The following is a 17,627-nucleotide window of genomic DNA, read 5'->3' as shown; positions in this document are numbered from 1 at the left end:
GAAATAATCTGTGGAATGATGGTTACCGCAACACCCAAGAATAGTAGGCTCATACCGTGTTCTTTGATGGTGTCTACCGCTTGAGGGCCAGCCTCAAGACCAACGATACCCACGAATGCTGCTAGACCGAAGTCGCGAATAAAGCTTGCTGCTGATTCTGGGAATTGCGCCACATGTGGGTTACGGCTGCGTAACCAACCAACAATCAGACCTGACACTAGACAGCCTGCACCAGAGCCGATAGTGACCGGAATACCTGCAATTTTGAAGTTGATTAGGCCAATCAAAAGACCCAATACCATACCCATGCCTAGTACAATGAAGTCAGTCATTGTTGCTGAGTTCATTGGCTTACCGATTGTACCTTGAACACGATTAATATCGCTTGGTGAGCCAGTTAATTGAATAACATCATTTTTCTTAACAACAAGGTCAGCGTGAACTGGGATTGATACACCTTCGCGAAGGTAGTCAGTCACATAAACACCACGGTAAGTGCCTTTGTTCGCTTCTGATTTGATTTGACCTAGTGTACGGCCAATCAGTTGTTTGTTGTCTGCGATAAGCTGACGGTTCTCTTCAATGACTTCGTACTCTTCTGGAAGCACAACTTCAGAGCCAACAGAGTCACCTTTCAACTGACCAATGGCTTTACGAGTACCTGTGATAACCAGAACATCGCCTTGTTGAAGCTTAGTAAATTTGTCTGCTTCAATCGCTTTGCCATCACGCTCGATAACTTCGATGCATGCGTCTATTGAATCTTGATTGATTTGGGCTAGTGTCAAACCATTCACTTTGCTCTCTGCTTTGATTTCAAAAGCGCGAGTCTCAAGTTTTGTCATCGCATTGAATTCACCAGCACCAAGCTCTGCATTACCATCTGAGTTCGCTTCTGCCATTTTGATTGCTTCAGCGCGGATATCCCATTTCATTAGTGTTGGGAATACCCATGTCACCATTAGGATTGGACCTAGAGAACCGAAGATGTAAGTTACAGCGTAACCAACAGCAACATTCGTTTGCATTAGGTGCTTAGCTTCTTCAGTCAAGCCACCCAAACGGGCGATCGCATCGCCTGCAGTACCAATGATCGCAGACTGAGTTAAACCACCGGCAGCTAGGCCCGCAGCAGTACCTCTATCTAAGTCAAACAACCACGCAGCGGCAAGTACACACAATAAGCCTGAAACCGTCATAACAACCGCAGACAACAGAATGTTGATGGTTCTAAAGTTAAGCGCTTTAAAGAATTGTGCGCCGCCTTGATAACCCACAGCATAAATAAAGAGCGCAAAGAAAATACTTTTTACGCCGGGATCAATCTGAACACCAAATTGCCCAATAATTACGCCCATTAATAATGTTCCGGCCACACCGCCTAAAACAAATCGGCCGATAGTAATTTTACCAACCATATAACCCAATGAGAGTGTAATAAATAATGCGACAAATGGTGCCATGTCAAACAGATTAGAAATAATGTCCATGACAAATTTACTCTTGTTACTAAATATAAGGAGTAAATAATCTAACGAATAACTTAATAATGATATTTGTTGGATTATTCAAAATAAATAAAGCATCTCGTTGCTTCGAACCGAATATTAAGAACAAAAGGTTTTATTATGTAATCCCATTTGATGGATCAAATCATCACTTTAACTGTTCGCATAGTTTTTGAAGTGCAATTTACATCTTAAGTGATTGTTTTAAATAGATTTATCTTAAACCGGCAAAAGTAGATGATTTTCGAAATCAATTTCAATTAAGTGTTTCCACTTCAAGAACGACAACCTACCTACCGTTGTTTTACTGGCTTACGGCTCTCAACAAAGAGGCAGTTGGCATAATCACCGAATAAAGTTGGATTTTGATGGGTACGATCCTCTATAAGCGATTATCACAATAAATCGAACTCCGTTACCGTTGCATTCATCAAACAAATAGAGAACAGAACCATGAATACCATGCCGCATGAGCTTGTGTGGGATGAAGTCTACTTCCCACCGCTGTTATTGGTTATCGCACTGGCTTACATACTGACAATGCTAACAGGGTCAATCGCGACACGGTTTGGCCTTCATAAGTACGTCGCCTTTCCTGCAATAGCAGAACTGAGCTTGATCGTGATTTTTACTGGCGCTATCGGCCATTTTATTACCATTTTTTGAGGCACTTACTGTGATCAAACGTTATCTCATCACACTTTTATTATTGGCTGCTGCGGGAACTGTGGTTTATAGCTATTACCAGTCGTACTCAAGTAACCCATGGACCAGAGACGGACAAGTCAGCGCTTATATCGTCTCGATTACACCTCGAGTCACGGGTCAAGTCATTGAAGTGCATGTCGAAGACAACTCGAAGGTAAAAAAAGGCGATCTTCTTTTTGAGATCGATCCGAGTATTTACAAGGCGACCTACAGAAAAGCACTTGCGACTCAAAAACAAGCATTTGCCCTACTCGCCAAAGCCAAAAACGAAGAGCAACGCGCGTTGAATTTAGAGAAAAGAACGCCCGGTGCCGTGCCCGTGCTGACACTAAACAACTTGAACAACGCGGTAGAAACCAGCGCCGCAAATGTCGAACTGGCAAAAGCGAACGTAGAAGAAGCACATCTCAACCTTGAGTACACCAAGGTATATGCGCCTACTAACGGCTATATCACCAATCTGAACCTACGTGTTGGCTCTCAAGTTGTCGCGAATTCACCTGTGGTTGCGCTAATTGATGAAGATAGCTTCTGGATTGAAGGTTATTTCAAAGAGACTGATTTAGTCGGTGTCGATGCTCAGGACACTGCTTATGTGACCTTAATGATGCACAACAATGTTCAGCTAGAAGGACATATCAAAAGTATTGGTTTTGGTATCGCGAAGCAAGACGGCAGCACAGGTAATGATTTATTGCCAAACGTGAATCCAAACTTCCAATGGATACGCCTAGCTCAACGCATCCCTATCAAAGTGAAGTTAGACAAAATACCAGAAGACGTACAACTGCGTGTTGGTATGACTGCCTCGATCAAAATAATCAAAAATAGCTAGGTGATTCTTATGTTCACTGCATCGACTAAAGACGCGATTAAAGTCGCACTCTCTATCGTTATCGCAATCTGCCTAGCGTTGTGGTTTGGTTGGGAAAAACCGTATTGGGCTGCGATAGCCGTCGCAGTGATGGCATTGAACGAGAGCTTCGCCCATTCAATAAACAAAGGCCATAACCGGTTAATGGGAACCTTGTTAGGGACCGGTTATGCCTTTTTCCTCATTGCGATGTTTTCACAAGATCGATTTTTGTTTCTAACATTTCTTACCGTGTTCTTAGGCACTTGTATTTTCATGTCTAGTGACGAGAAATACGGCTACATCTTTTCAATAGGATTTACCGTGTGTTCGATTGTTGCTTGTCTGGGCGGGTTTGATAACCAAACCACCTTTCACTTTGCTGTACTTAGACTTCAAGAAACACTATTAGGTGTTGTTGTGTTCTCTATTGTGTATCGCATCGTGTGGCCTGTGAATACTGAACTCAACTTTGTACAACGTTTCGAAACCAGTAAACAAGCGTTGTTAGATGCGATGGAAAAAACAGACAACATCGACATTGCCGCACTTGAAAGCAACACCGCGAATATTGATAAGCTGTATCAACTTTTAGATCTGCCACTGACCGGAAGCTACCACCTTAAAGAGAACATCCAAACATGGCGCTTGCGTATCGATGAAATGGCACATATCCAAGATACATTACTCAAACAAAGTAACAGCGAATCAGACTTAGATATCCAATGGGCAGTTCTTACTCACAACTTGAAGACGTTCGATGTATTAACACCAGAACAATCTCTTGTTGAGGGTGAACTCAATGTCACAGGTGATCATAAAGACGTATCTTGGCATCATGCACATCGCACGTTTGTTGAACATTTGAATGAAGATGGGCGCAAAGTGCTGCAAGGCGTGTCGATGTTTATCACATCGCTGTTGATTTGGATTTATCTTCCAGTTCCAGGTGGTTTCATATTTCCTATGTTAGCCGGTGTATTCTCTTCTATGGTGCCGCCCATGCCACCAAGCGTTATTAAGGACGCTTTTTATGGTGTGTTGGGTACAGGGTCGGTGGTTCTGTTGCAATACATCTTTGTGATGCCATTAATGACAGAACTATGGGAGCTGGGACTATTCTACTTCCTTAACATTATGGTGATATGGAAAGTGTTCGCGACACCTAAGCTCATGGTACACCGAATATTGGGTATTAACTTATTAGTTGTTCTCACATCTGGTGCGCTCAACCTCACACCTGTTTATGGAATTGAAACGCCACTTTTGATGCTCGTAAACATTTTGATTATTCTGATGATAGCGAAGTTGTTTACTGATCTATTTAGAGTGAGGGTAACTGCTTAGAACTAAATGCGCTTAACAACTCACAACAAAACGGTCTGCCAAGTATTTTTACTTCACAGGCCGTTTTTTATCTATTGAAAATCATTATAAATCAATTGATTAACGCTAATTATTACTAAGTGAGGATAGCGTCCATCAAAAGCGATTAACGCGATCTGCCACCTCCTCTTAAAATCCTCTCATTGATTGACGCAATGCATTTTTAGTCGCGACATTCACACTAGCAATCCTAACGGATAAATATATAACAACTGAACACGACGTTCAGTATTACATCGACTGTTTGAGTCTCGAAGGTTTGAGGCTACTCAGCGTGGGAACCGTCATGAGTTTTTTTGAAATACGCACCAGCGCCTGTAAGACCCATACTCTTTCTGTGTTAGCGAGCGCCCTATTACTTACCACCCCCAATTTTGCGTCTGCGGCAGAAACCAATACTTACAGCGAAGTTATGGAAAAAGGTCGAGCACTATTTGACAAATATGGCATCAGTCATGATTTACCAAAGCTAGCAATCAGTTCGCTCGTACAGGGCGAACACCTAGTTGAACACGCACATCGAACCATACAAATTGGCGATGAGGTTCGTGACTCAAGCGTCTATCTGATAAAAAACACAGACAGCAAAGGCAACATCGACCTGCGCGTCAAATACAACCCGCAAGAGCTGGATGAAAACGAAAAACTGATCGATGAAATTGAAGAGTTTACGCGCACTGAGTATCGACTAAGAAATTATGCAGAAAGCTTCGATCCATCGTCAGTGAAAGTCAATGAAAAAGACAACGGCGACGTGACCATTAGCTTCAACTATTCGAAATACGGCTTACCACAAGACATCGCCTATTTCCGTTTCTTGAATGTTGATATTGAACTTGTAGGCGGCACACCAAAACGCATGGTAATCACCAACGACAAGCCATTTAATCTTGGTAAGTCAAAAGTCGATACCTATTACCAAGTGATTGATTTCCAAACGTTAGACTCTGGTAAAGTCGTTATTGAACGTAAGACAACTAACATCGAGGGTACGTCTAAAACGAAACCGATGACCATGAGCGCTGTAACTGAACCCGTCGCAATTTATGAAGACGACAACGGCGTTAATGTCCTGCATGAAGAGCGTCTAAAAGAAGTTTCAGATCCTCGTATGCAAGAAGCGAGTGTTAAGTTAGATCGAGTATTCCCTTTAATGGGTGACATGGTGCGTCGTCAAGGTATCGATTTGCCATTACCATTCGGTGTTTCAGTTGCTTATCGCAATCAAGACATGAACCTTCCTATGACCGATTACGTGATTGGCGGTGTGCGCTTGAATGACCTGTTCGACCCTGAAGATAGCGTTGCAACGGTTAAAGCAGAAAGTCTTTCAATACGTGGTGATGTGAATATTCTGCCGTTCTGGAATGTATTCGGATATGTAGGAAAGGTAAACGTTGACGCGAATGTTGATGCCTCTTACACCGGCGCTGCGGGAGAATATCTACAAGATAAACTCAATAACAAACTACCTGGTCTAGGTGACAAACTGTGCGAGGGCGTATCAGCACTGTGTAACAGTGGGCGTTTAAATGTACCACTGCATCTCGAATATGACTTACGCGGTGTGGGTACAACACTATCTGTTGGTTACAAAGAGTTCTTTGCATCACTGACCGGCACCTATTCACAAACCCGTCTGAAAGGGATGGATGATTGGGGTGACGGCATTGTCACGATTCAGCCAATGTTGGGCTACCAATTAGTTGATTATCGCGCTCAATTCTTCGTTGGTGCTGAATACCAAGGTTTAGATTCACGTATGCAAGGTACTGTAAAGACAGACGATATTGAGTTTGATTACGACGTTGGTGTCGACATTAACCAGTGGGCATTTTTAACCGGAGTCAACAAACAGATTGGCAAGCATTACAACATGACCGTGTTGTACAACAAAGGTGAAACTCGTTCGGCTGTGACATTGAACCTTGGCTATCGCTTCTAGAACGTTTGATCTTCTAGACCTAATAAGCTCTTAGCTCATTGAACTCTGATATCGGTGTAAATCTCACGTTTACTTGCGCCGACATCATACCAACGACATTGCGCCCCCCTTGTTTTCAACAGAGAGCAAGTGAAATAAACAACCACGTCAAACGCACCAATGATGGAGCGAATCACCTGATGGAAGGACAGGTTTGACGGTATCGATGCGCTGTTCGTTACTTTACCAAATTTTATTGTGGACACCTTTTTTATGACTATTGCATATCGTTCTCTCATCGCGCTCGCTATTGCGGCCGCTCTTGCTGGTTGTGACACAGACGTTGAACCAACGGTTCCAATGCCAGACAAACCTGAACCTCTCGTACCTGCCCCTGCGGAAACCTTTACTATTCAAATCGGCGACGCAAGTATCAAAGCGACCAAAGAAGAGCTGGTTATTACGTCGAATACCGAAGACGACAAACTGGCTTCAGTTGAGTCTTTTAAAGGCATTAAATTTGCCGATGCAGAGCGTTTTGAGCACAGTGAAATGGTTGATCTTGGGAGTGACATTGATGCGACTACGTTTGGTGATGCATGTCCTCAATTGAAGACCGTTTCACAGACACAATCTGAAGACTGTTTGAACCTTAACATTTGGCGCCCAGTAGGCGTAGATGCTGATGCAGACCTACCGGTTTATGTATTCATTCACGGTGGTGACTTTGAATATGGCTCAGGTTCTGAAGCACTTGTGCACGGTGATACCGTGGTTGCTCAAGGAAGCGACGATGGTAAGCCTTTCATCTATGTAAGCTTTAACTACCGTCTTGGTCAGTTAGGTACTCAATGGATTAAAGGCGCGAACGAAGATGGCAACTATGGCCTAGGTGACCAGAAGCGCGCCTTAGAGTGGGTACATAACAATATCGCTGACTTCGGTGGTAATGCTCAAAACGTAACCGTTATGGGTCAAGGCTCTGGTGCTATGTCTATTGGTTTCTTGCAGCAAGATGACGATATCGCAGGTCAATATTTCCAACGTGCAATCATGCAAAGCAACCCTTATGGGTTCGAGTATCCAAGTTATGACGTTGCTAAGAGCCGCAACAATAACTTCGATGCAGACACTTCGGTCGACGAGATCATGGCGTCGCAAGAAACAGCTTTGGATGGTATTGAACAGCTAAAAAATTGGTTGTTAGGTTCTTTGCAAATCCCAATTCTGAGCCCAGCCGCAGATGAGACGCCAATGTCAAACCTGATGCCTTATGCTCCTTACATATTGTGTGAAGAAACTTTCCTTGGTAGCTGTAGAGAATCAGCAAAATCACCAACGCAAGCAGGCTTATCAGTACCAACTGTCCTAGGTGAAAATGCACATGAAGCGAACAGCTTTGGCATGCTATTTAGCGCTACGTTCTTAATCCCGACGGTCATCGAGTTATTAACAAATGATGAACCTGAACTGCTTACTAACGAAGATCCAACAAAGCTAGCTCTAGCTATGGTTAACTGGTTAGAAGATGAAAACAACATCGTTCTTCTGAAACAAAAACTATCTGAGCAAGCAAGTGATGAAGTTTCAGCAGATCTTGTATTGCCAAGCAGTGCGTACAGCGCAGTAACGGGCTTATTTTATGGTGCCAAGCTAGAAGGTGATCTACTTGAAATGACTGGATGCATTGATACCAACGATATTGCGGGTACCGTAGGTTGCTTGGTCGACATTGTTGAGATCACTAGCCACCAGCAAACCCAAGATATTCTGGCTCTAACTGATTTCTACCCTAACTCAGAATCTAGCTTTGGTGGCGCTCTTGACAACATGAAGCAATTTAAAACCTTGCTAAATGACACCTTGTTCAATGGTCCAGCTCGTCACATGGCAGCAAACAGCGGAGTAGAAGCAACGCTATACCACTTTGAGCACAAACCAAGCTTTAACATGTGGAACTATAAAACAGGTCTAAATGAAGAAACGGGCGAATACGACCAACTGTCAATCATTGATCTATTCAAAACGATTGGTTGCATCAGCGGTGCATGTAACGGTTCAGAACTGCCATTTATGTTCAACAAAGCTGTACGTTTTGATGGAAGCGAAGTAAATCCATCAAGCAAAGATAAAGCCCTTATGAACGAAATGTCGCGTCTTTGGTTTAGCGATGAATTGTTCCAGAGCTACCAGTACAGCGATGCTACCGACAATGTGCTTGTCATTGATGGTGCAGGATTCAGCGACAACAGCACTACCTTCGACTGGGACTATGTCACAAACCCAGGTGTTGATCCTAAGCTTCGTGAAGGTCGCTTAACGGGTCTAACAGAGCAAGGTCTTATGCCTTGGGACTGGTACCTAAACTAAACATATTCAACACCCTTCCTACTTTAACGGCCAGCTCGCTGGCCGTTTCTATATCCAAATTTTATGTTTAAACGCAGGTTAGTTATGACACTTAGCAAACTAAAAACAGCATGCACAATAATGTTGATTGCTTTGGTCACAGGATGTGCCCAACCTTACCCCGATGTTGAACCTGACTTCGAAGCTAACTGGCAAAGCACAGAACATCAAGCCGAAGTCTATTTGATCCCGAGTGCGCCTGAAGCCTTTGCGCGCCGCATTGATCTGGTTCGCCAAGCAAAACTCTCGATTGATATGACTTACTTCTCTTGGGAAAACGACACTCTGGGTCTGATGCTGTTAAACGAGCTGAAACACGCCGCTGACCGCGATGTGGCCGTGCGCCTCACACTGGATGACTTGTTGGTATTCAATGACAAATGGCTTGCGGAGTTGGACTCACACGCCAATATTGAGATTCGACTGTTCAACCCTTTTGAGTCACGTAAAGCTGGCTGGATTGGTCGTGCGCTCAACTTCTCTACTCATCAAAAACAGTTAGATAATCGACTGCATGAGAAATACTTTAACGTTGATCACCAATCGATGATCCTCGGTGGGCGCAACATCGGTGATGACTACTTTGGCTACAGCGAAAGTGCCAACTTCTTTGATATGGATGTGCTGTTTAAAGGCGACGTGATTGCTGCTTTCGACCGAAACTACCAAGCGTTGTGGAACAGTGAGCATGTAGTGCCAATTCAAGAACGCATTAAAATCAAAGAGAAAGAGCAATACCAAGCGTTCACCAAAGCGTTGAACAAAGGTGAAAAGAATCAAGCATTGATCACGTCTGAAGTCGAAAGGCAGATAAAGAGCTTAAACCAACCGAAGTTCATTTCAGCCTCTGTCACGCCGGTATTTGACTCACTGGAGAAACTCAATGACAACAAGCCCTACTTTCGCCAACGTATTGAACACTTGATGAAGCAAAAAGTACCGACACCTTCTAAGGTTATTATTTCTACGCCTTATATGGTGCCAAGCGATAACAAGTTTGTATTCGTCGATGCACTTAGAGAGAGCGAAGCCGAAGTCACCTTACTGACGAATTCATCGGCTTCTAATGATTCGGGCTTTGTGCCTGCGTATTACGAAAAACACCGTGAGACTCTACTCGACAAGGGCGTAAGTATCTATGAGTACAAAAGCCAAGCGATCAATGATGATCACTACTTTCATGTTGATACCTACTACCACAACAAGACAGTAATTTTAGATGAGCGTGTCACCTATATTGGCTCTTCTAACTTCGATCCAAGATCAGACTTTCTCAACGTTGAGTTTGGAGTGTTGGTTGACAGTGAAGAGTTTGCGAAGCAAGTGACACACTACTTAACACGTCAGAAAGAGGAGTTGTTCTGGGCTGTGTCGCGAGAACAATCAGGTGACACCATCTGGGCTTCAGAGGAACAAATCCATACTAAGAACCCGAACTACAGTTCATGGAACAAGGTACCTGATTGGTTATTTCGAAAAATGAATGGCGAGTTAGAGCTTTAAGTGTTCAGCTTCGAATCTTAATTTTTAATTTTCTCCAGTCCAAATGTAAAAAAGCCGCGTAATTCGCGGCTTTCTCATGTTTCAAATACACGTATCTGAGCTTATAGACGGTAGGTCATCGCTCTTTGGGCTACGTAGTTCACCATATCAAGCGTTGTGAAGATCGAATTAACATCATTAATGTTGTAATCCACATGTCCACGCTCCACATATTGCTCAGCGAGACGGTAAATATCAACGACACGCTCAGCTACCGCTTCCATAGGATCAATAAAAGTGACTGTTGGAAATGCCGTTTCAAGTTGCTTTCTAACCAAAGGAAGTTCCGTGCATCCCCAAATAACCGTATCAACGCCCTTCTCTACGATGGATTGAATCGCTACAGCAAGCAGTGCGGCATTACGCTCAAACTCGCCCGCTTTGATCCCGTTGGTTTCTCGGATTGCTTGTCCACACTCTGTCATCTCACCGGTTACTTCACCATAGATAGCACTATGCACGTTATGCTCTTGCTCAAAGGAATCTGGCTTAACGAACACCAGATTCGCGTCCGTTAGGTAACGATCATAGATTCCCGAATTGTATGTGCCGTTGGTACATAAAATACCAACAACAGATTCAGAGTTCTGCTCTTTGATTTGATCAACGGTGGTTTGAAGCATGTCGACGATATAAACGTTGGTGTGCTTTTGAACCTCAGGTCTAAAGTAATGAGCGGTGTTACAGGTCATTACGCCAAACTGAACATTGGCATGTTCTAAAATGCACGCTGACTCAATCAGTTCAGGCACAGGATCGGTACCGCCTTCGTTAATCACTTCAGATCGATCGGGGATATCTGAGTTTTTCACCACTATCATGGCCATGTGGTCTTAGTCTTTAAGTGCGCCGTGTTCAGTTTCTTTCTTGGCGACGATATCTTGGAACAGAGCATCTGCTTCAGGGCCCATATTACCAAATACACCGAATCGTAGCTTTTTCATTGTTTTTACCTTTGTGTTTGCTAAAGCACAAAGGTTATTACGCTCTTTCGATTTACTTGAATCCTATTAGATGGTTCGCATCCTCGCGAGTGCATAAACAGCGTACAAAAATCAGAATTGAGTACCCAAGGAAAAATGAATACGAAATTCGTCGCCTTCAGGCGCATCTAAGCCGTAAGCAAAATCGAGCTTAACTGGCATTAACTGTGAGTTCCAAATCAAACTCACGCCCGTCCCACGCTTCCAATCCGCTTGTTGATCAAATGCATCACCCACATCAAGAAATGCGCCCAACCAAATTGAACGATAGACTTGATGCTGATATTCGAGCCCAGCAGTTAACATATAACGTGCCCCCGTTAGTTCACCATTCTCGTCTCTAGGGGAGATAGATTCGTAACCATAACCTCGCAGGTTTCCATCGCCACCAGCAAAATACCGCAGTGACGACGGCACATCAGATAATGATTTGGCAATGTTGATGCCTACGTTGGAGCGGAAATGGAGCTTCTGCCTGTCACTAATATCCCATGAAAGGACACTGTTTCCTTCCAACCGCAACAGCCTTGAGTCAGAGAACAGACTAGGGTCAGAATACTCGACAGAATAGATGTGTCGATGATTGAGCTCCAACTGATCATTTTTACGATCAACCTGAGAAAAACTGATGCCAGGTAACAGTAATTGCGATTGCTCTTCCTCAGACGCCTGACGGTACTGTTCGTGCAAGTATTTGACATAAATGGTGCTTTGCCAATCACTGTCTAATTGCCAGTAACGTTCGAACTTAAGATCGTTTGTAAAGCTATTGGTGTCTCGGTGATCAATTCGTTTCGATTCAAACTGAATACCAAAGTAATCCGTTGTGACTTTCTCTGTGGGGATTTTGTACCCCAACTGAAGTGATTGCTCCTGTTCAGACAAATATGTCTGTGTTTCAAAGCTGTGGCCTCTCCGGTTATACCAAGGCTTTGACCAACTGAGAGAGGCGCGTAAACCGAGATCTGTAGAATAGCCGCCACCGACCTGCACGATATTTCGAGAACTTGGCTCGGCAATGATTTCAATTGGAACTTCTAGGTTGTCATCAAGTTTGTCAAAGTCACCATGTACGATGACACTTCGAAACCATTGAGTGTCTGACAAATCAGATTGCAGTTCACCTAACTTGATGGTGTCAAAGTCATCACCTTTTTTAAAGGTGGGTATTTTCTCGATACGAGTAGGGTCAACCCCATCATCAGGAATACTTATAGAACCGAACTTGTAGCGTGGACCACTTGCAAAATACAAGTGTATATTCGCGATGTTCTCGCTAGGAATAACTTCAATCTTTGACTCGATAAACCTGCCGTCAAAATAACCTTTCCGCTTTGCTAAAGAGAAAATCGCACGCTTAGTTTGGTCATATTCTTGGTGAGACAAAGTTAAACCTGAGCCTAACTTGCTTTGATTGAGTATATTGATGAACTCCGCATCTAGGCTAGCTTCACCTGTTATTTTTACTATCGATTCTGCGATGCGCATGACAGGACCAGAATCGATGTTAATGATCACGTTATCAGAATCATTGAGGTCGATATCGAGCTGTGGGTGATAATAACCATAAGGGTTGAGTGCATCTTGAATACGTTTAGATAGCTTCGTTTTCGATAGCTGTGATGCAGGAACATCGGCTAAAGGTTCTAAATATAATTCTACATTTTCGGTGAGAGTTTTATTAACCCCTTTAACCTCAAATTCAGCAGCACTAGAAGAGTGTTGGGTAAACAGGAAAAATGAAGTGGCCAGCACTAATTGTTTAATCGAGGTCTTCACGCGGTTACCCAATTGCTCAAAACCCGAACAGGTTATGAGCAAAGCGTTAAATCGCCGAATCTCTTATGGAGGACGCTATCCTTCGAACGGCTTATCGGGTTGTTTAACACTGCAACAGTCGTTTATTAACGACTCAAATCCCAGCCCTACAGACACAAAAAAGGCGCAATTAAGCACCTTTTGAATGTCTATTACTTATTGATTTATATGGCTTGCTGATTTATATGGCTTGCTGACTCAAGATCAGTTGTTGTTCAGCCACACATCTTGGTTTTTTGGAGCTTTCTTCTTCTTTTTCTTCTTGCCAGTACCGGCCGGTGGCGCAACAGGTTTTAGTGCTGCGATCAGTTCAGCTGTCGCTTCTTCATCCACTTCAAAGCCTTCAATTTGCTCACGCTCAAGACGAATCTTGTTCTTCTTCTCGATGATTTTGAAGTGGTGGTAATCTTCGTGATCGATCAGAGATAACGCAAGACCAACTTCACCTGCACGACCACTTCGGCCGATACGGTGCATGTAGTCTGACGGGCTACGCGGTAAGTCAAAGTTGATTACCACTGGAAGCTTCTCAATATCCAGACCACGTGCCGCAATGTCTGTCGCGATCAGAACGTCAATCTCGCCAGATTTGAAATCTTCTAGGATACGAGTACGTGAACCTTGCCCTTTATCGCCGTGGAATACTTCTGCGATGATACCGCGCTTGTAAAGCTTGTCTGCTAGGTGCTCACAGCTGTTCTTCGCATTAACGAAGATCAGAGCTTGGCGCCATTCATGTTGTTGAATTAGGTGTGCGAGTAACGCTGTCTTGCGACCTTTTTCTACTTCGAATACACGTTGAACCAGTGTGCTCGCATTGGCACTTTGAAGTTGAACTTCAATTGGATCGCTTAGAAGTTCGTGAGTCAGCGTTTTAACTTGCTCTGGGAAAGTTGCAGAGAACAACAAGGTTTGTTTTTTGCTCGGCAAGAGCTTCAAGATTGCATCAAGTTCTTCGGTAAAACCTAGGCTTAGCATTCGGTCAGCTTCATCAAGCACTAACGTTTTCACTTTGTCTAACTTGATAGCGTTGCTTGAAATAAGGTCAAGCAGACGACCCGGTGTTGCCACCAAGATATCAGTGCCGCCACGTAGCGCCTGCATTTGAGTGTTTACCGATACACCACCAAACACACAAACCGTTTTAATCGCGCCATTGAAATGCACAGCGTAAGATTTAACGCTGTCAGCCACTTGCTTAGCAAGTTCACGAGTAGGAACCAAGATAAGGCCAGAAACAAAGTTACCTTTGCCTGAACGACGGTCCAGAGGGGCATCTTCATGAATCTTTTGTAACAGCGGCAGTGCAAATGCTGCAGTTTTACCTGAACCCGTATTTGCACCTGCAATTAGGTCGCGTCCTGCTAACACACTTGGAATAACTTGCGCTTGGATAGGCGTTGGCTGTTGGTATTCAAGCTCAGATAAACGAGCCATCAAAGGAGAGATTAAGCCAAGATCAGAGAAGTTGGTTGGTGTAGTGGTGTTAGTCATTAATTGCAGGAACTCAAAGCTAAAATAATAGCGCGCTATATTAACGTATTTCAGCAGTATTACGTAACTAAATCGCCCTTTCGCTTCTATTTCACTGATTAATATCCGTCAGAAGCGAAGTTATCGATGTGAGAACCTCGATACTCGCCGTACCAACTTCGTCTAAGAGTATTCCAGCTACACAATTGTCGTGGGTTGCAGTTAGTTCAGCCACCCTGCTACCGTCTGTTCAGGTGCGTACGAATTAGGTGCGGTTAACCAGACAGCTACGGCATCGGGCGAAGCGACTAGCGGATCAAAGTCCACATTGAATTGCCACTCAGATTCACCACGTTGGTAGCCATCGTACACTACGACAAAATCATGCTCTAACTTCTTACCTCTGTTTTCACCAGCTTTTACACTTGTGACTTCGTTCATCGCCAGCAAAGCTATATGAGCAACATAATCCCCTTTGCCTTCGTAACTTACGCTGAACGTATCGCCTTTATGGTTGACCGTTAGCTTAGGGTTATTTTGTTGTTTAAGAGAAGGTAACGTTCTGTCTAACCAGTTAAAGTAACCGCGCCACTCTTTTCCATCGACAACAAAGCCGGGTGTGTAAACCCCACTTGTTACTCCATAAGCTTTGTACAAGCGTTGCTTCTGACTAAACGCCTTACTCGCGAACTTGTCGCCCCAACCTAAGTAATCCCAATAATCGACGTGATAGGCAAGCGGAATAACTTGTGTCCAAAGTTTTGGATGGTCTTCAAAAGTACTGAGGTACTGATCAGCAGGTGGACAACTTGAACAACCTTCAGAGGTGAAGAGCTCGATAACCTGTGCGGGCTGGCCTTCATTACTCCAGGTTTGTGCAAGCGACACTGAGGAATAGAAGCCGATCGGTAAGGCAAATAAACAAAGTTTAATCAATGATGAATTGCGTTTGGCGTGTGACATACCGAGATCCTTGTACAAAGCGAATTGAATGACGCTCAAATACAGACCGTTATGCCTAGGTTTTTCTTTCAGGTGCTTAGTTTACGAAGAGATTGAGTTTATTTCAGATACAAAAACGCCAGCTTTAGAGGCTGGCGTTTTCTTAAAATTCTATATTTACATGTTAACGCTGAGATTAACGGTTAATACCGATATCGCGTTGCATGTGACCAGATAGGTCGCTTGCGTAGTAACTACGTGGAGAGTTGTCTACGAAAAGAATATCGAAAATGTGTGCAATCAATCCTTTGAAGTTAACCGAGTAGGTTTTCTTATCCATAGAGTTAGGAACAGCGATAGTATTCATTTGTACTGCTTGAGCCATGATTGCCTCTCTATAAATTTATTAATGTGTTTCGTTCTGATGACAAGAATAATAGGTGATCTTTTGCAGGTTAAAAAATGACTAAAATTAGATTTTGGGATTAGTTTTTCTAATAAAACAAACCATTAACAATGCCACAAAATAGATATGCAGATTATGTGAGTACAAATTCAATATAGTGTTTAAATCATGCATTTAGTACAAATACCCCGTAAACAACAGTGGCCAATATCACAGAAAATTTACATAAATAAATTTTCCACTTCATCAGCCACGTGTTCATTATCGACTTTTCGATAAGTTATATTTGTTTTAATTTACTTGTTCAATGCCTGGCTTCTTCGCATAAACCGACGCTATAACCGCAATCGTCATCGTAGAAACCAATACCGCCAATGACCAGTAAGTTGGGATAGCCCACTCGCTATCAACCAGAAGCATTTTCACACCAATGAACACCATGATGAATGAAAGCGCGGGTTTCAAATAGATGAACTTGTCCATCATACCTTGCAGTACAAAATACAACGAGCGAAGACCAAGTAACGCAAACACGTTAGCCGCAAGTACCAAGAACGGTTCTTGTGTTACCGCAAAGATCGCAGGGATAGAGTCTAATGCAAACATCACGTCCATGACTGCGATCGCACCGATGACCAACATCATTGGAGTGAATGCCCATTTAGCACCCTGTTTAACCATTAATGCAGGGCCATGGAAGTCCTCTGTTACCGGCATCACTTTACGAAGTAGCTTTTCAGGCAGAGTATTCACACTCTCCTCTTCGCCCTTGTCTAATGCCAGCTTAATACCTGTACCAATCAAGAACGCAGCGAACACGTAAAGCACCCAGTGGTATTCCGCCAATAGCTGTGCGCCTAGTGCGATCATAATTGCACGAAGCACCAATGCACCAATTACGCCCCAAAGAAGCGCACGAGGTCTTAGATGCTCAGGAACTTGGTATTGAGCAAAGATCATCGCAAAAACAAACAAGTTGTCTACGCTAAGGGATTTTTCTAACAAGTAACCCGTAATGAATGACACGGTTGCTTTTTGCGCTGTGTAGTCACTGTTCGGCGCATAAATGTCCCAAAATAGGTAAATCGAGCCAGCAAACAAAAACGCAAGTACAAACCAGAAAACACTCCAGATTGCCGCTTTCTTGATAGTAACGTTACCGCCACGAGTCTGATAGATATCAATAGAGACGAGAATAACCGTTAGCAGGAAAAAGCCCGCATAAGTCGTCATGATTGGCGATGAAAAAAAGGATTCACTATTTGTAGATAATAGAGATTGAGTTGAGTTCATTATTCCTCCGGGCGGAAGAACTGTACAAAGACCTTCCGCAAACAAAGCATATCAAGCTCCATTACGGATCTTGACTGTGATTGCGTTGGTCTCGTTGAAGTGAAATATGGGATTTCACTTTTACATACCGGATAGACTCTTGGCCTAACGAGATGACGATATGTAAACTTGCGCTAACTACTCCCCAAACGCGTGGATAATAATCCTCTGGTTGTGTTTCGTCTATATAAATTTGCACGGAAAAAGCAAAAAAGGAGCAAACGCTCCTTTCTGATTGATGCCACTTTGTCAAATAGACACGCGAATTGATTCTAAGAATAAATTCGCAAGTCAAACACTATTGCACTGCGTAATGAAGTTGCAAAAAGAGCAATTTACAGCC

13 protein-coding genes are annotated in these 17,627 nt (G+C 43.3%); 6 read left to right on the top strand and 7 right to left on the bottom strand.

Annotation, left to right across the window (positions count from 1 at the left end; all coding sequences use genetic code 11):
- Window positions 1–1,490: aspartate-alanine antiporter (gene aspT, locus AB4161_RS17450; RefSeq protein WP_372083721.1), on the bottom strand; the 1,490-nt coding region annotated here is incomplete at its 3' end.
- Window positions 1,491–1,961: 471 nt separating this feature from the next.
- Between aspT and AB4161_RS17445 the strand changes: the two genes are divergently transcribed.
- The 6 genes from AB4161_RS17445 to AB4161_RS17420 all read left to right on the top strand — a co-directional run bounded on the left by AB4161_RS17445 (window position 1,962) and on the right by AB4161_RS17420 (window position 10,291).
- Window positions 1,962–2,174, top strand: coding sequence for a DUF1656 domain-containing protein (locus tag AB4161_RS17445; RefSeq protein WP_017059802.1), 213 nt, complete (start codon window positions 1,962–1,964; stop codon window positions 2,172–2,174).
- A gap of 10 nt (window positions 2,175–2,184) precedes the next feature.
- On the top strand, window positions 2,185–3,051 hold the full coding sequence (locus tag AB4161_RS17440) for an HlyD family secretion protein (protein WP_017059803.1): 867 nt from the start codon (window positions 2,185–2,187) through the stop codon (window positions 3,049–3,051).
- A gap of 9 nt (window positions 3,052–3,060) precedes the next feature.
- Window positions 3,061–4,416: an FUSC family protein gene (locus tag AB4161_RS17435; protein WP_102393242.1), complete on the top strand. Its 1,356-nt coding sequence runs from the start codon at window positions 3,061–3,063 to the stop codon at window positions 4,414–4,416.
- 325 nt (window positions 4,417–4,741) lie between these two features.
- Entirely contained in the window at window positions 4,742–6,400 is a 1,659-nt protein-coding gene (locus AB4161_RS17430; protein WP_372083720.1) for a hypothetical protein, read from the top strand.
- A gap of 252 nt (window positions 6,401–6,652) precedes the next feature.
- The gene (locus AB4161_RS17425) at window positions 6,653–8,749 is read left to right on the top strand and encodes a carboxylesterase family protein (protein WP_372083719.1); all 2,097 of its coding nucleotides are present in this window, start codon (window positions 6,653–6,655) and stop codon (window positions 8,747–8,749) included.
- 84 nt (window positions 8,750–8,833) lie between these two features.
- Complete coding sequence (locus AB4161_RS17420) at window positions 8,834–10,291, top strand: phospholipase D family protein (protein ID WP_372083718.1); 1,458 nt, start codon at window positions 8,834–8,836, stop codon at window positions 10,289–10,291.
- Window positions 10,292–10,392: 101 nt separating this feature from the next.
- On the opposite strand, the gene AB4161_RS17415 is transcribed toward AB4161_RS17420, so the two are convergent.
- The 6 genes from AB4161_RS17415 to AB4161_RS17390 form a co-directional block, all read right to left on the bottom strand.
- The gene (locus AB4161_RS17415; RefSeq protein ID WP_017070494.1) at window positions 10,393–11,157 is read right to left on the bottom strand and encodes an aspartate/glutamate racemase family protein; all 765 of its coding nucleotides are present in this window, start codon (window positions 11,155–11,157) and stop codon (window positions 10,393–10,395) included.
- A 228-nt stretch (window positions 11,158–11,385) separates the two neighbouring features.
- Window positions 11,386–13,104 carry an autotransporter assembly complex family protein gene (locus AB4161_RS17410; protein ID WP_102319724.1) on the bottom strand — a complete coding sequence of 573 codons (1,719 nt, stop codon included), beginning with the start codon at window positions 13,102–13,104 and terminating at the stop codon, window positions 11,386–11,388.
- 231 nt (window positions 13,105–13,335) lie between these two features.
- Entirely contained in the window at window positions 13,336–14,625 is a 1,290-nt protein-coding gene (locus AB4161_RS17405; protein ID WP_017059810.1) for a DEAD/DEAH box helicase, read from the bottom strand.
- A gap of 201 nt (window positions 14,626–14,826) precedes the next feature.
- A complete protein-coding gene (locus AB4161_RS17400) occupies window positions 14,827–15,567 on the bottom strand; it encodes a DUF1223 domain-containing protein (protein WP_136978574.1) in 741 nt (246 codons plus the stop codon).
- A gap of 175 nt (window positions 15,568–15,742) precedes the next feature.
- Complete coding sequence (locus AB4161_RS17395; RefSeq protein WP_017059812.1) at window positions 15,743–15,931, bottom strand: hypothetical protein; 189 nt, start codon at window positions 15,929–15,931, stop codon at window positions 15,743–15,745.
- Window positions 15,932–16,243: 312 nt separating this feature from the next.
- Complete coding sequence (locus AB4161_RS17390; protein ID WP_017059813.1) at window positions 16,244–17,245, bottom strand: TerC/Alx family metal homeostasis membrane protein; 1,002 nt, start codon at window positions 17,243–17,245, stop codon at window positions 16,244–16,246.
- Window positions 17,246–17,627: the final 382 nt, after the last annotated feature.

Origin of the sequence: Vibrio sp. 10N.286.51.E5 (assembly GCF_041469125.1) — a bacterium.
Taxonomy (GTDB): Bacteria; Pseudomonadota; Gammaproteobacteria; order Enterobacterales; family Vibrionaceae; genus Vibrio; species Vibrio crassostreae_C.
Note: the sequence above shows the minus strand (reverse complement) of the source record. Positions and strands in the feature narration are given on the sequence as shown.

Bases quoted from the DNA above. Each gene is read 5' to 3' on its own strand.
- AB4161_RS17395 (WP_017059812.1), bottom strand. From the start codon at position 15,931: ATGGCTCAAGCAGTACAAATGAATACTATCGCTGTTCCTAACTCTATG.
- AB4161_RS17425 (WP_372083719.1), top strand. From the start codon at position 6,653: ATGACTATTGCATATCGTTCTCTCATCGCGCTCGCTATTGCGGCCGCT.
- AB4161_RS17435 (WP_102393242.1), top strand. From the start codon at position 3,061: ATGTTCACTGCATCGACTAAAGACGCGATTAAAGTCGCACTCTCTATC.
- AB4161_RS17415 (WP_017070494.1), bottom strand. From the start codon at position 11,157: ATGGCCATGATAGTGGTGAAAAACTCAGATATCCCCGATCGATCTGAA.
- AB4161_RS17445 (WP_017059802.1), top strand. From the start codon at position 1,962: ATGAATACCATGCCGCATGAGCTTGTGTGGGATGAAGTCTACTTCCCA.
- AB4161_RS17390 (WP_017059813.1), bottom strand. From the start codon at position 17,245: ATGAACTCAACTCAATCTCTATTATCTACAAATAGTGAATCCTTTTTT.
- AB4161_RS17430 (WP_372083720.1), top strand. From the start codon at position 4,742: ATGAGTTTTTTTGAAATACGCACCAGCGCCTGTAAGACCCATACTCTT.
- AB4161_RS17405 (WP_017059810.1), bottom strand. From the start codon at position 14,625: ATGACTAACACCACTACACCAACCAACTTCTCTGATCTTGGCTTAATC.
- AB4161_RS17400 (WP_136978574.1), bottom strand. From the start codon at position 15,567: ATGTCACACGCCAAACGCAATTCATCATTGATTAAACTTTGTTTATTT.
- AB4161_RS17420 (WP_372083718.1), top strand. From the start codon at position 8,834: ATGACACTTAGCAAACTAAAAACAGCATGCACAATAATGTTGATTGCT.